Below are 14,076 nucleotides of genomic sequence, written 5' to 3'. Positions count from 1 at the left end.
GCTACCTCTCTGCGGGATCGACGTCGAGCGGATCCGCGTCGTAGAGCGGATCGCTGTGCCTGCGGCGGAACGGAATCGCCAGCGCGGCACCGATGCCGAGCAGCGCGAGACAGGTCACCGTGCCGATCGCCGCGACCCGGCGCGGCAGCGGGTCCGGGCCGGGCGGGCGCACCGGACCCGCGTGCGGCCGCGGCAGCTCCGCGCCCGCGCTCACCGGGGCGGGCGGGAGCTCGGCGGTGAGCGCGGCGACCGGGTCGACCAGCCCGTACCCGATCCGCTCGTCCCGGCCGCGCCCCGGCGCCTGCGCGGTGCGGGTGATCCGCTCCATCACCTGGGCCGCGGTCAGCTCGGGAAAGCGCGCGCGCACCAGCGCGGCCAGCCCGGCGACGTACGGCGCGGCGAAGCTGGTGCCCTCGATCGGCCGGATCCCCTCGGCGGTCCGCACCCCGTTCACCAGGCCGGTGCCGCCGGGCTTGCTGTCCAGCGAGACGATGCCGCGGCCGATCGCCGCGGCCCGCACCCACGGGCCGTGCAGCGAGAGCTCGGACGGCCTGCCGTCCGGGTCGACCGAACCGACCGCGAGCACGTACGGCTCGAACCAGGCCGGGCTGGCCACGGTGGCGAAGCCGCTCCAGCCGCTGCCCTCGTTCTGGGTCTTGCAGGCGCCGTCGGTCTGCAGGTTACCCGCGGCCGCGACCACCACCACATTGCGGTCGTAGGCGTACTTGACGGCGGCGCCGAGCGCGCCGTCGGCGGTGTCCGAACCCGCGGCGGCGCAGGCGACCTCGGAGATGTTGATCACCGTCGCGCCCATGTCCACCGCGCGGACGACGGCCGCGGCCAGGGTGAGCACATTGCCGTAGCCGGTGGCGGCGATGGCACCGGGCGGCGGGTCGGCGCCACGGTTCTCCTTGGGTTCGTAGGCCAGGCTGAGCTGGCGGATGGCGAGGATCTCGGCGTCCGGCGCGACCCCGGCGAAGGCGTCCTCCGGCACCGGGCGGGCGGCGATGATGCCCGCCACCAGGGTGCCGTGGCCGTCGCAGTCGACGGTGCCGTCGCTGTCCGCGACGTAATCGCCGCCGGATTGCAGCGCGGGCAGCCGCGGGTGCCGGTTCACCCCGGTGTCGATCACCGCGACCTTCTGCCCGCCGCCCCTGCTGAACTGCCAGGCGGCCGGGAGGTTCAGCACCGCCTGCGAGATCGGCGGCTCGACCGGCGCGGCGCCGGTGAGCAGCGGCTCGGCGCAGAGCGAGCTCTGCTCGGTCGGCTCCAGCGGGGCCGGCCTGCCGCTGAGCGCCTGCGCGGCGCCGAGCGCCCCCTCGTCGATTCCCGGCGGCCCGGCGGCGATCGCCGGGCCCGGCGCGCCGAAGACCCCGGCCGCCAGTACGGCGAGCGCACCGCAGAGTCCGGCGGCCCGCCTGATTCCACCGGGCGACCGGGTCTTTCGGGCAGCGCGCGGGCTCACAAGTTCAAGTTCCTTGCCATCGAGTACACGCCCATGATCCACAGCACCAGCGGGACCACCGAGCAGATCAGCAGGTACTCGAAGATCTCGCCGAAGCGCCTTGTCACCGGCGTGATCTCCAGGTGCGGCCCGATCACGCCCGCGGCGACCGCCGCGGCGCCGAACGCGAGCAGGAGGCCGCCGGTGAGCAGCGCGAGCCCGGTGTCGCCGAGCGCGAGCCCGGTGAGCAGCCCGACCACCACCAGCGCGCCCGCCCCGATGAGCGTGCCCGCCTGGGCCAGGTCGGCGAAGGCGCGGCCGCGCAGGCACAGGATGATCGCGGCGATCACGGCCAGCGTCAGCCCCTGCCAGCGCAGGTGGCCGAGCGGGTCGGCGGCGCCCAGCGCACCGAGCAGGGCGGCCAGCGCACAGCCGATCAGCAGCCCGGTCTGGTAGCGGTTGGCGGCCTCGGCGCGCCTGCCGAGCCCGGCCGCGGACGGCAGCGCGGTGGCACCGATGGCGCCGATGCCCTCGATGGTCGGCCGGTGCTCGTGGTCGGCGGGGTCGATGGCGGCGCCCGCGGTCGGCACCGGCGGCACCGGCAGCCGGGCGAGCAGCGCGGCCAGCCGCGGCACCATCGAGATCAGCGCGATCCCGCCGACCAGCAGGCCTGCGGCGATCTTCGGCAGCGCCGGGTCCCAGATCATCCGCACGGCCGCGACGATCCCGCCGAAGACCGATGTGGTCACCACCGCGGCGCAGAGCGTCGCGCCGACCGCGGTGGCGCGGTAGAGCGCGACGGAGAGCACGAGGGTGACCGCGAAGCCGAGCAGCAGGTGCGGACTGCCCAGCTCACCGGGGACGAAAAGCGCAGCGGCACCGAAGAAGAGCAGCAGCGCGCAGAGCGAGAGCCAGACGCCGGTGCGCTCGTCGGCGTAGCGCCTGGCCGCCACCACGGCGCCCGCGGTGCCCGCCGCCGCCGCGCCGACCGCGATGAACGGCGCGGCGATCCCGCCGCCGTTCCCGCGGTCGAGCAGGAAGAGCAGCAGCGCCAGCACCGAGATGCCCGCCGCACCGACCAGCCCGGTCCAGCGCGCCGCGGCAGGCGACCAGCTGTGAAAGCCGTCGTGTGTCAGCCGGGACACCGCGTCGATGACGTCGTCGAAGAGCGCAGGCGCCTCCTTGGCGTCGACCGCGCGCAGCACGAGCAGTTCGCCGTCGTACACCTCGGCCTCACCGAGGCTGCGGCTCGGCGGGATCGGATCGCGGCCGAGCCTGGCCAGCGTCCAGTGCGCACTGCGCAGCGGTGCGCCGCCGTCCTCCGCGTCCACCGGGGCCGGATCCCGCGACTCGATCAGCGCGACCAGATCGCCCATGAAGGAGGCGATCGGCACGGTCGCGGGCAGCCCGACATCGAGCTGGGTGTTCCCACCGATGACGGACACTCGGCACAGCTCCGGTTCGACGGCTTCGACGCCCCCGCTCAGTGACTCGGTCAATTGCCGAACGACCCCAGTTCTTTTCCGAACGTTTCCGAACACTCCATCTGCTCGTCACCTCGGATGTCGAATTCGACACGCGCCGAATCGAAACCGAGACCGTGACCAGGGATGCCGGACCTCCACGTTGCAACCTACCGACAGCGAAACCTAATCTATCGGACAGACCCTGCCCACGCGATCGGCACCGATCGCGCTTCGAGATTCGGAGTTCGCGAACGATGAGTGGCAATCGGCAAGCCCAGCGTGCGTTCGACGCCGGCGTCCTGTCCCTGGGTCTGGTTGTGGACGGCCAGGAATCCACGCGTGATCTCGAGTACGCGAAATTGGCGTTCCAGCGTGCCACCGAATGGGATCCGGCGATGTGCGACGCCTGGCTCGGCCGGGCCGCCGCGGGCGAGGTCACCCCGGAGGTGCTCTCCAACCTGCATCGCACCAGCACCGAGACGCTCTACCGGGAGCAGCGCAGGCTGGGGCTGCCGCCGCGCGCCCTGGCCGGCCGCTTCCTGGCCGGGCTCTACATCGACTACCCGCTGGCCGGCTACACCGAGATCTGGCTCGCGCAAGCGGCGCAGCTGATCTCGGAGCAGCAGTACGACGAGGCGGAAAAGGTCCTCGACGAGCTGGATCGGCACCGCAGGGCGGTGGTCAGCGATCCGGACCGCGCGGCGGACGACCGGATCACCGCCTACATCCGCGGTGTGCTGCACTTCACCACCCAGCGCTGGCCGGACGTGATGAGCGTGCTCGCCGGCTCGGCCGAGTGGGACGATCCGTACCTCGGCACCGGCGCGCACGTCATGGTCGGCACCGCCTGCGCCCAGCTGGGGCTGTTCGGCGAGGCGATCCGGCGGATGGAGCAGGCCGAGAGCGGCCCGATCCCGGCCGCCCGCACCACCGCCATGTTCTGCCGCGGGCTGTGCCTGCGCGAGACCGGCCAGGAGGAGCAGGCGCAGGCGCTGTTCGAGAAGGTCTACTCGCAGGCACCGGATTTCGCGCCGAACACCGCGGCCATGCGCGACCGGACCTACCGGATCACCGTCACCACCAGGGAATCCATCGAGGCCAGGACGGACAGGTGGGATGCGGCCTCCGCGCCGTCGATGGAGGAGATGCGCGACGCCGACGCGGAGGACCGGGCCAAGAAGATCCTCGCCGAGGCACGGGCCGAGCTGGACAGGCAGATCGGCCTCGCCTCGGTGAAGACGCAGGTGGCGAAGTTGCAGGCCACCGCACAGCTGGCCAAGATCCGGGCCGAGAAGGGCATGGCGAGCGTGCCGCGCGGCAACCACCTCGCCTTCACCGGACCGCCGGGTACCGGCAAGACCACCATCGCGCGGGTGGTGGCCAAGATCTACTGCGGCGTCGGCCTGCTCAAGACCGACAAGGTGGTCGAGGCCAAGCGGATGGACCTGGTCGGCCAGCACCTGGGCAGCACCGCCATCAAGACCGACAAGCTGATCGACACCGCGATGGACGGCGTGCTCTTCATCGACGAGGCGTACACCCTGATCCAGACCGGCCTCTCCGGCGGTGACGCCTTCGGCCGGGAGGCGGTGGACACGCTGCTGGCCAGGATGGAGAACGACCGCGACCGGCTGGTGGTGATCATCGCCGGGTACGACGGCGAGATCGACCGCCTGCTCGCCGCCAACGACGGCCTGGCCTCGCGCTTCGCCAAGCGGCTGCAGTTCCCCTCGTACACCCCCGAGGAGCTGGGGCAGATCGGCAGGCTGATCGCCGGCAGCCGCGACTCCGAGTTGTCCGAGGGCGCACTGGAACTGCTGGAGCAGGCCTGCGAGCAGCTCTACACCACCGAGCGGGTCGACCAGAGCGGCCAGCCGCGCCGCGGCATCGACCTGGCCGGCAACGGCCGCTTCATCCGCAACATCGTCGAGGCGGCCGAGGAGGAGCGCGAGTTCCGCCTGGCCAACGACGAGACGCTGGATCTCTCGGCGGTGGACGAGTCGGTGCTCATGCGGATCGAGGCGCCGGACATGCGGGCGGCGCTGACCGGCGTGCTCTCCTCGCTCGGCGGCTCCTGAGCGCTACTTCGCGGCGGGCAGCACGTCGTGCGTCATGAGCGCGTCCCTCGGTGCCAGGGTCGGGCCCGGCACCAGTTGCCCGACGATCGCCCACGGCGCCAGCCGCGGCGCGTCGCCGAGGCCGAGCACCGCCGCGGTCTCCATGTCGGGGATCTCGTACCGAATCCCGTTGTCCGCGACGTAGAACAGGCTGCCGCGCCGCGGGCTGCCCGGATCCATCCCGGTGACGTGCACGAACTCGCCGGTGGTCGGTTTCAGGTACACCGCGTCGACGCGGTCGCCGGTGCCGTCCGAGGTGGCCAGCTCCACCGGCACGTTGCCGTCGTTCAGCGGTAGTTCGGCGCCGACCAGCAGCGCGAGCGCCGCGCGGTCGGTGCGGCCGTCGACGGCGTCCGGATCTTCCTGCCGGTTCTTCGACCAGGCGGCGCAGGCGACCGGCGCGTCCTCGGCGGAGACGATCTCCGGTGCCCGCTCGGGGAAGTGGTCGACCGGCAGCCGGTTCAGGATGGCGACGCCGGTCAGGGCATCCGGCGGGACGGTCGCGATCTCCCGCATGCCCTGTGAGTTCGCGGTGCGGATCACCTCGGCGGTGAACTCGCCGACCCGCTGCACGCCATCGGCGAGCACCACGTACAGGGTCGCGCCGGCGCCACGGCCGCTGCCCGCGACCGAGATGATCCCGCCGACCGGCACCGCCGAGAGCGGTCCCGGCCCCGGCGAACCCGCCTGCGGGATCTCCGGCGGAGCCAGCGGCGGCACCGCAGTGGCCGCGCCGAGCAGCCCGGTGCCGACCGGCCGCGGCCGGTGCGTGGCGAGCTGCAGGCTGCGCGCGACGACCGAGTTGTTCGGGTCCACCTCGGCGCGCTTGCCTTCGTAGAGCAGGTAGGTCTTGTCCGAGCGCTTGACCAGCACCGCTTCGTTCTCCGCAGCGCGCCGCACCCGCTCGCCGAGCTGCGGTGCCGCGGCGATCACCGTGGTCGTGACGCCGTTCGCGGAGGCCGCGCTTCCGGTGATGGAGAGCTGCACGGTGTCGCAGAGCGACCACTCCGAGCGGTCACCCTGCGCCGAGCCGGGCAGCGCGGCAGGCGCGCCGGGGATGCCGATCAGCGCGCCGCGCGGCATGGACGCCAGCTTGCCGTCCTTGACCGACTTCGGCGACTCGTTGCTGCCGGTGACCAGCCGGGCCGAGGCCAGATTCAGCACCGGGTGCAGCGTCTGCTCGCCGTTGTCCGCACCGACCACCACGTACAGCGCGCCGCTGTCCTTGCCCATGACGATCATGGCGTCGCCGACGGCGCCCTGCGGGCGCAGGAAGGCCATGATCGCGGCGCCGGCCACCACCAGCAGCCCGAGCACCGCGCCCACCCAGAGCGAGCGGCTGTGCGAGCGCATCGGATCGTGCAGCATCCGGACGTCGCGCCGGACCAGGGCGTGATCGAGGCGGCGCAGCAGGAATCGATATCCGTTGACCTGCGCCCTCGTGGTCAGCTGAGCCGGCACCGCTGCTCCATCGGCGAACCCCTCCATCCCGCGCCCGCGGAATTGCACCGCGTGCTTCGCCGATCACAGTACCGCCAGCGGTAATTCGGCGCGGTAGTGTGAGTCCACGGTCGGCGGGTGTGCCCGCCGGGGCCGGCGGACCCGACACCGAGGCTGACGAAACGTGAACCAGGATGCGCACGAACGCGGAACCGGCGGATTTCCGAGCGATAGCGGAAGAGAAACCGGGAGTGACTTTTCGGTGAACAATCCGAATCCTCCGCCCGAAAACCGGGAGACATCGCCGGAATTCGAATCGAACAATTCGGCGCGAGCCCCCGAGAGCGGCTCCCCGACGGCACCGAATTCGCCCCCACCGAATGCGGAGGCAGATTCCGGCAATTCCGGCCGGAACGATCCACCGGCACCGGACGAGCCGGACACCACGCTGCGGGATGCCCAGGCGACGCTGCGCGACCCGGAGTTCTGGCTCTTCCGGCTGATCCCGCTGCGGCTGATGATCCCGCTCGGGCTCGTCGCCGCGGCGGCGGCCTGGCCGGCGATCGCCTTCGACGCGCACGTCGCGGTGCAGATCGCGGTGCCCGCGGTGATCCTGCTCGCCGGCGTGGCGCCGGTGCGCAGGCGCGAGCCGCGCAACCCGGTCGGGATGCTGGCGAGGGTGCTGGCCTTTCGCTGGCGCCGGGCCAGACCCGGTGCGGGCGACGCGGGCGACGCCTTCGACGTGCCGCTGCCCGAGGGCGGCAGCTACGGGGTGCGCTGGGACGACGAACAGCTCGTCACCATGATGCGGATCGACCCGCCGCCGGACGCGCTCACCCTGCTGCGCCGCGGCGCGCTCAGCACCGACCAGGTGTTGCCGCTCACCGACATCGGCCGCTGCCTGAGCCAGTTCGACATCGATCTGTCCGCCATCGACGTCATCAGCACCGGCGCGCGCACCGCGGGCAACGGCGCCATCGCGCAGCTGTACGACCGGATCATCGGCCCGCTGCCCGCCATCGCGCACCGCACGGTGTGGCTGGTGCTGCGGCTGGACCCGCTGGCCAATGCGCAGGCGGTGGAGAGCCGCGGCGGCGGCAGCGCCGGGTCGCTGCGCACCGCCGTCATCGCGACGAGGCGGGTGGCGAATCGGCTCGCCGCGCGCGGTATCTCGGTGTCCGTGCTGACCGCGGGCGAGCTGAACGCGGCGGTGCGCACGCTGTGCCGGGGCACCCCGCTGGCCGACTTCACCGAGACCCCGCGCTCGCTCGTGCACGACAACGTCTACCTGACCAGCTACGAGATCGGCCCGGAGCTGGTCGGCTCGCGCGGCTTCGCGGACATCTGGGCGACGCCGAGCCTGACGACGACGGTCACCGTGCGAATGCGCCCGGACACGTCGGGCCGGCCGGGCCCGAACGGCGCGCCCGCCATCACGGTCGGCGCGCTGGTGCGGTTCGACACCGCCGAGGAGCCCGCCGAGCCGCCGGTGCCCGGACTGCGCGCGCTGCCAGGGCAGCAGTTCCGCGCGCTGCTGGACTCGCTGCCCGCCCGCCGCGCGGTGCGGGACGGCGCGGGCGACTACCGCGGCCCGCTGGACGCGCTGGCTGGGATCGCGCTGCCCACCGCGGGCTGCGGCCAGCTGATCGGCGCCGACGACCGGGGCCAGGGCATCGCGGTGCCGCTGGTCGGACAGGGCACCAGGCACCTGGCGGTGATCGGCGACATCGACCTGGCGCAGCAGGTGATCCTGCGCGCCATCGCGCTCGGCGCGCACGCCGTCGTGCACACCGATCGGCCGGAGCGCTGGCAGACGATGGTGGCGAATGTGGATGCGCCGGCGACGCTCTCGCTGGCGCCGCGGCTGGCAGGCGCGAGCCACCCCCCGGCCGCACCGCCGCCGCTGCCCGGCGCGCCGTTCCCCTCGGCCACCGTCGTCGTCTTCGACGGGGTGCCGCCCACCGCGCTCGCCGGTGGGGCGACCATCGTGCACGTCCGCCCGGCGGGGCAGCCGGAGGGCGAGTTCGAGGCCGACGTGGTGCTGGTGCAGAACCCGGACCGGCCGAACCAGATCACCGTCCGGACCTCGGCGGCGACCGCGACGGTGAACATGGTGACCACGCCGGAGGAGATGTGGTACATCGGCGAATCACTCACCGCCGCACGCTGAGACACCGAACGGCCGGCCCGGGGAACCCGGACCGGCCGTTCGCGGACCTGGCTCAGTAGCCGAAGCCGTCGCCGACCTTGCCGTCGGTGCCGAGCGCCCGCTGCAGGGCGTTCTCGACCTCGGCCGCGATGCGGTTGAGCAGGGTCGTGGTGTCCTCGTACTCGCCGTCCCACTTGGTCTTCGAGGTCTGGAATGCCGCCAGACCGTCGTTGCCCTCCCAGGCGGTCGCCAACTGGCCCGCGGCACTCTGCAGGTCGCTGGCCTGCTGCAGCAGCTTGCCGTAGTTCGTGTTGAGCGAGGTGAACAGCTCGGTCATCGTCGCTTCGTCGTAAAGCATGTCAACTCTCCTTCAAGTTGTCGGGCGGCCGGAATCAGAGCCGCAGGCCGCCGAAGCCGGCCTCGTTGTCGGAATCCATCGTGCGGTACTGCTGGGTACCCGAGCCGACCGCTTCCTGCAGCTCGTCGAGGACCCGGTTCAGCCGGGTGCCCTCGGACTCCCACTCGGTGGCCGCGGTCACGAACGCGGCGTTCGCGTCGCCCTGCCAGCCGCGCCGGGCGGCCTCGACGTCTTCGGTGATGGTGTTCAGGGTGGTCCGGATGGCCGTGACGGCATCGGCCATCGCGGTCTTCGCCGCCTCGGCGACTTCGTGTTCTGACTGCACGCTCATGGTGCACCTTCCTTCTGGGTGTGTGCTTCGTGCCAGAAGGTGACGCCGGTCGGCATCACCCGAGTCGGACATGCTCTACTGCGGGAATCTCCGAACGATTACTGCGGCAGCCACCTCCCCCCGGGCAGGGTCTCGATCAGACCGGCGATCGCCTGGGCGATCCGGTGATCGGTGCCCGGTGTGACGGTGGACCAGAGTTCCCCGTCCGGGGAGACCCCCGGCGCGGCCACGATGCGGCCCCGCCCGGTGTCGTACACCGCGACCGCGCCCGGCGGCCGGGTGGTTACGCCGTCGGCGTGGGCACAGGCCACGACCTCGGCGTAGGTATGACAGGACGCGAAGGCCATCCCGTATCGGGTGGCGTCGCGGTCCGGCAGGCCGAGCGCGTAGAACGTGTCGGCGAAGTCGGTGGAGGTGCGGGCGGCGGCCAGCCGGTCGCCCAGGTCGGCGGCGGGCGCGCTGACGCTCGCCACGTCGGCCGGGCTCGCCGGGCCGAGCGCGGCGAGCACCGGCCCGGCCAGCGAGCTGCCTGAACCGTCCGACCAGGTGCCGCGGACGTCGAAGCGGTCGCCGGTGCGCACCGCGAGCGCGTGCCGCTCGGCGCGCAGCGCCAGGCAGAGCCGGACCGTCCCCTGCTCGGAGACGATCCGCGCGACCAGCTCCCGATCCGGCTGCGCCAGCACGTACAGCGCGTCCGCCAGGTCGGGGACGACCTCGCCGTAGTCGTCGATCACGCCGTCGGCCGTCAGCTCCGCGGTGGCCGCGCGCTGCGCCGCGGCCCACTCGGCGACGGTGTCCTGGCGCGGCCCGACCCCCAGCACCAGCGGCAGCGTCTGCACGCCGAGCCGTTCGGCGAGCGCGAGTATGCCGTCGTTGGTCACCACCGTCACGCCGCACCCCCGGTGGCCATCGGCCCGGCGGCGGGCGGCGGCTCCGGCGCGCCGAGCACGGCGGGCGCGGAGACGATCCCGATGTCCTGACCGAGCAGATCGGCGCTCACCTCGGCGGCCCTGGCCTGGTACTCCTCCTCCGCGGACTGCGCGGCGGCGGCACCACCCAGCGCGCCGGGCACCAGAGGCACTCCGCCCTGGCTGCTCGGCACGGGCTGCGACACCACGGTTTCCACCGTCTCGGTGGTGCTGCCCTCGATCGGCAGCCGGACCTGGTAGGCGGTCTTCACCCGCGGCACCGGGGCGATCCCGACGCCACCGAAGCCGCCGAACCCGGGCGCGGCGACCGGGACGACCGGCGTACTCGGCGCCGGCCGCGGCGCGCCGCCCTGCTCGGCCGCCAGCGCCGCGGGCGAGGCGAGTACCGGGGGCTGCTGCTGCGACCACGGCACGGCGAGCGGCTCGGTCGCCGCCTCGTAGGTGCGCATCACCCGGGAGGCGGCGGCCTTGGCCACGTCGGCGTCCTCGTCGGTCTGCGCCGCGATGGCGCGGATCGGCGCGCCCATGGCGGCGGTCATCTGTTCCAGCGTGCGCTGGACCTCCCTGATGGCGGCGATGTCGGCCGCGTTCGGCATGGTGAGCCGGGCCAGCTCGTGCGCGGCCGCCTGGGTCTGCGCCCGCAGCGCGTTGCTGCCCGCGGCGGCGGACGCGTCGATGAGCCAGTCGCGCAGCGTCGCGACCCGGTCCAGCACCGCTCGGCTGGTGCCGGACCGCCAGGCCCCGCGCATGCGCTGCACGATCTGCTCGTACTCGAGCACCGCGGCGCCGAAGGTGCCCGCCAGGTCGGCCCAGGCGGCGCCCGCCTCGGCGAGCGGCACCGCGCCCGCACCGGTGGTGAGCTCGCGGGCGAGCCGGTCCGGCTCGCGCGCCTCCCAGACCACCCCGGTGAAACCGGGCTGAGGTGGTTCGATCATCGCCTACTCCGTGGGAAATCCCCGGGTCAGGCAGCCCCGCCGACGGCGGTGCCACTGAAACCGGTCGCGTTGTCCTGTTCGGCGCGGCCGAACTGGTTCACCTGGTCGCGCAGCGTCGCCGCCAGCTTGCGCAGCTCGAGCACGCCCGCCGCGGCCGCCTCCCCGAAGGAGGTGCCGACCTCGGTCATGGTCGTCGCGGCGCGCACCGACACCTCGTCGACGCCGGCCGGCGGCACCGAGAGCGCCGGTTCGGCGCCGAGCAGGTCGCGCTCCAGCCGGTCGGCGAGGCCGTCCAGCTCCTGCGCGGCGGCCAGCGCCGACGCCTCGTCGAACTGCACGCCCTGGAAATCGGGGGTGCTCACATCACGGCGGTCCATCGCAACCTCCTGCATCGAGCCGTGTCCTGGATCTAGAGGGTCAGTTCTTTGTCCGGCGGGGAGTCGCCGCCCACCGGCTCGGCGGCGCCGACAACCGGCAGCGAGGCACCGCCGAGCTCGCCGACCACCTCGTCGCCGTGGGCCGCGGAGACCAGGAAGCCGGGGGTGTCGCCGGCGTCGCCCGCGCCGCGCGGACCCCCCATCCCCGCCCCTGCCGCGGCACCCATCGGCATCATGCCGCCGGGCGAGCCGGAGCCGATCGTGGCTGCCGGGCGGGTCGCGGCGGCCGGATCGCCGCCGCCGGGAGCGAGATTCGTCGGCACCGGACCGACGGCGGCCGTGCGGGTACCGGAGTAGGCGTTCAGCGGGGCCGCGACCGGGGCCGCACCGCCGACGCCGCCGCCACCGAAGCCGCCGCCACCGAAGCCGCCACCGCCCGCGCCACCGGCACCGGCGCCGGAGTGCTCGCCCTCCGGCTTCGCCGGATCGAGGCCGTACTCGCCATCCGCACCCGGCTTCGCCACCGGCTGCGGTGCGAGCAGCGAGGTGTTCGCGGTGGCCAGCGTGGCCAGCTGCTGCGCGCCGGTGCTCGCCGCGGTGAGCAGCGGGGTGACCATCTGCAGCAGCTGCATGATCTGCTGCGACGAGTCGACTCCGGTCGGCGCGTTGGTGATCGGCACCTTCTGGCCTGCCGCGCCCATGTTCCCGGAGTGCCCGGTGAGCTCGACCCTGGTCTTGGTGACGACGGCGAGCGCCTCGGTGATCGCCGAGACCGTCGCGGCCACCAGGAATGCCTGCCCGCCCGGCGCGGCGAGGAACGGCGCCGCGGCCGCCACCGATGCCGTGTACTTCGCGACGACCGCGCTCATCAATCCAGCACCGACCCCGACCGAGGTGGCGGCGCCGGTGAGAACGGCCTTCTCCTGCACGCTCTGGGTCTGCAGCGCGGCGCCGTTGGCCGAGGCCTGGGTGGCCTTGCCGCTCGCGGCCTCCGCGCCCGCACCCTGCCACAGCGCCATGACCACCTGCAGCGCGCTGCTGCCGAGCGTGGTCGCGGTCTGCAGCGCGGTGGTGATCCCGGTCAGTACCTGGGTCGGATCGGGGCCCGGCCCGGCCGCCGCGCCGAGCGTGCCCGTGCCGAAGCTGCTCGCCATGTCGGTGAGCGGGCGCGCGAGCGCGGCCAGGTCGAGCACCGGCAGCGGCGGAAACTCGGGAAGTGGTGGCAGTGCGGGGAGTTCGGGCAGCTGCGGCAGCCCCAGGTCGCGCAGGATGTCGTTCACCGGGCGATCGATCAGCGGCGCGAGGGCGCTGCCGCGCAGCAGCTCGGCGATAGCCGGATCGATCGGGGCGTTCATCGCGCGGCGTTCAGCGCACCGGCGGAGGCGGCCTCACCGGCGTCGTAGGCGGCGGCACCCTCGTGCGCGGTCAGTGCGGTGGCCGCGTGCACCGCGGCCAGCTCGAGCACGGAGGAGATGTGGTTGGCCTGCGCCACCGCGAATGCCGCCAGAAAATCCTGCCCGATCAACCCGAAGACCGGCACCGTCGCCGCGACGGTCGCGACCTGGTCCACCGCTCCCGCTGTCGCCACCGCCTGCGCCATCGCCGCCGACGCGGCACCGTAGGCGTGAATCGCCCCGGACTCCGCTGCCACTTCGCTCATCGTATTCCCCGATCTCGTAATGCATCTGACCGTTGTTTCGCACTCATCCACCGGATACTCGATCCGGATCGGAGTTCTCCGGTCCCGTCACCGCATTCACGAAGGCAGTCGAGCCTCTCGCGACACTGTGCCGGGCGAACATGAACTGCCGGTGTCTACTCCACTACTTCCGCGTTGAAGGCGGTCACGAGTTCCGCCCGCAGCGCGAATGCCGCACGCGCGGCAGCGTTCGCGGTGCCGACCACCAGCTGCTCGAAGTCCTTCGGCGACAACGACGAGATCGCCGGCGTCAGAACAAGATCGAGCAGCGCGCCGGTGCCGTCCACCTCGACGGTCACCGCGCCGTCCTCGGATGTCTGCCTGGCGCGGACCCCCGACATGTCATCGGCGAGATCTTTCAGGCGGAACAGCCGTTTGCGCACCCCCGCCTCCAGCTCGTCCATCGTTTCGTACACCGTCCCGCCTTTCGCGTCGATGGCGCTCGATTGGTTCGTAATGTTCCCGCTGTCGCCGCGCGCCTGTTCAGACCGGCCGCAACCAGCTCCGCGGCTCCATGTCGAATTCCTCCTCCTCGGCCTGCTCGCGGCGCGCCACTTCCTCCGGCGTCGGTAATCCGGTGAGCGCCAGCATTTCCGGTGCCAGTCCGGCCTGCTGTAGCTGCGCCCGCCGGGCCAGGCCGGCGTGATCGGCCGACCGGCGGCACAGCCGCATGATCTCGGCCGCCAGCTCCGCCGGATTTCGTTTCAGCTCCGCGGCCTCCACGGTCAACCCGATCGGCAGCCCCTGCTCGGTGGTACGCACGACGATCGCGCCGGAGTGCGAGACCGCGCTCCACTCCGCGGGCAGTACCTGTTCGGCGTCGCTCACCCC

The 14,076-nt window shown here is 73.0% G+C and carries 14 protein-coding genes; 2 read left to right on the top strand and 12 right to left on the bottom strand.

The genetic code is table 11. The annotated features are described in order from the left end of the window. Window position 1 precedes the first annotated feature (1 nt). Window positions 2–1,465 (bottom strand): type VII secretion-associated serine protease mycosin, encoded by a 1,464-nt coding sequence (gene mycP, locus ACFO0B_RS21535; protein WP_378614329.1) that lies wholly within the window; start codon window positions 1,463–1,465, stop codon window positions 2–4. Further along, window positions 1,462–2,889 carry a type VII secretion integral membrane protein EccD gene (eccD, locus tag ACFO0B_RS21530; protein ID WP_378614328.1) on the bottom strand — a complete coding sequence of 476 codons (1,428 nt, stop codon included), beginning with the start codon at window positions 2,887–2,889 and terminating at the stop codon, window positions 1,462–1,464. Before eccD ends, mycP begins: the two co-directional genes overlap by 4 nt. A 275-nt stretch (window positions 2,890–3,164) precedes the next feature. On the opposite strand from eccD, the gene eccA reads away from it, so the two are divergent. Beyond that, a complete protein-coding gene (eccA, locus tag ACFO0B_RS21525) occupies window positions 3,165–4,988 on the top strand; it encodes a type VII secretion AAA-ATPase EccA (protein ID WP_378614327.1) in 1,824 nt (607 codons plus the stop codon). 3 nt (window positions 4,989–4,991) lie between these two features. Here eccA and eccB read toward each other — a convergent pair whose 3' ends face one another. After that, window positions 4,992–6,488 carry a type VII secretion protein EccB gene (gene eccB / locus ACFO0B_RS21520; protein WP_378614326.1) on the bottom strand — a complete coding sequence of 499 codons (1,497 nt, stop codon included), beginning with the start codon at window positions 6,486–6,488 and terminating at the stop codon, window positions 4,992–4,994. A gap of 241 nt (window positions 6,489–6,729) precedes the next feature. Here eccB and eccE point away from each other — a divergent pair, with 241 nt between their 5' ends. Continuing rightward, complete coding sequence (gene eccE, locus ACFO0B_RS21515; protein WP_378614324.1) at window positions 6,730–8,637, top strand: type VII secretion protein EccE; 1,908 nt, start codon at window positions 6,730–6,732, stop codon at window positions 8,635–8,637. 52 nt (window positions 8,638–8,689) lie between these two features. Here the strand turns inward: eccE and ACFO0B_RS21510 are convergent, their stop codons facing one another. The 9 genes from ACFO0B_RS21510 to ACFO0B_RS21470 all read right to left on the bottom strand — a co-directional run bounded on the left by ACFO0B_RS21510 (window position 8,690) and on the right by ACFO0B_RS21470 (window position 14,073). Next, window positions 8,690–8,974 (bottom strand): WXG100 family type VII secretion target, encoded by a 285-nt coding sequence (locus tag ACFO0B_RS21510; RefSeq protein WP_378614323.1) that lies wholly within the window; start codon window positions 8,972–8,974, stop codon window positions 8,690–8,692. A 34-nt stretch (window positions 8,975–9,008) separates the two neighbouring features. Continuing rightward, on the bottom strand, window positions 9,009–9,305 hold the full coding sequence (locus ACFO0B_RS21505; protein WP_378614322.1) for a WXG100 family type VII secretion target: 297 nt from the start codon (window positions 9,303–9,305) through the stop codon (window positions 9,009–9,011). Between the two features lie 98 nt (window positions 9,306–9,403). Beyond that, the gene (locus ACFO0B_RS21500; RefSeq protein ID WP_378614321.1) at window positions 9,404–10,195 is read right to left on the bottom strand and encodes an ESX secretion-associated protein EspG; all 792 of its coding nucleotides are present in this window, start codon (window positions 10,193–10,195) and stop codon (window positions 9,404–9,406) included. After that, window positions 10,192–11,169, bottom strand: a complete 978-nt coding sequence (locus ACFO0B_RS21495) for a PPE domain-containing protein (protein WP_378614320.1) — start codon at window positions 11,167–11,169, stop codon at window positions 10,192–10,194. The genes ACFO0B_RS21500 and ACFO0B_RS21495 overlap by 4 nt, the downstream gene beginning before the upstream one ends. Window positions 11,170–11,195: 26 nt before the next feature. After that, window positions 11,196–11,546, bottom strand: a complete 351-nt coding sequence (locus ACFO0B_RS21490; protein WP_378614318.1) for a PE family protein — start codon at window positions 11,544–11,546, stop codon at window positions 11,196–11,198. 32 nt (window positions 11,547–11,578) lie between these two features. Continuing rightward, on the bottom strand, window positions 11,579–12,901 hold the full coding sequence (locus tag ACFO0B_RS21485) for a hypothetical protein (RefSeq protein WP_378614317.1): 1,323 nt from the start codon (window positions 12,899–12,901) through the stop codon (window positions 11,579–11,581). Further along, window positions 12,898–13,206 carry a hypothetical protein gene (locus ACFO0B_RS21480; protein ID WP_378614316.1) on the bottom strand — a complete coding sequence of 103 codons (309 nt, stop codon included), beginning with the start codon at window positions 13,204–13,206 and terminating at the stop codon, window positions 12,898–12,900. Before ACFO0B_RS21480 ends, ACFO0B_RS21485 begins: the two co-directional genes overlap by 4 nt. Before the next feature lie 155 nt (window positions 13,207–13,361). Then, window positions 13,362–13,649 (bottom strand): YbaB/EbfC family nucleoid-associated protein, encoded by a 288-nt coding sequence (locus ACFO0B_RS21475; protein ID WP_378614315.1) that lies wholly within the window; start codon window positions 13,647–13,649, stop codon window positions 13,362–13,364. A 79-nt stretch (window positions 13,650–13,728) separates the two neighbouring features. Next, window positions 13,729–14,073 (bottom strand): hypothetical protein, encoded by a 345-nt coding sequence (locus ACFO0B_RS21470; RefSeq protein WP_378614314.1) that lies wholly within the window; start codon window positions 14,071–14,073, stop codon window positions 13,729–13,731. Window positions 14,074–14,076 lie beyond the last annotated feature (3 nt).

The organism is Nocardia jiangsuensis, from assembly GCF_042650385.1.
Taxonomy (GTDB): Bacteria; Actinomycetota; Actinomycetes; order Mycobacteriales; family Mycobacteriaceae; genus Nocardia; species Nocardia jiangsuensis.
The sequence above is the reverse complement of the archived record's forward strand: the minus strand, read 5'-3'. Positions and strand labels throughout refer to the sequence as shown.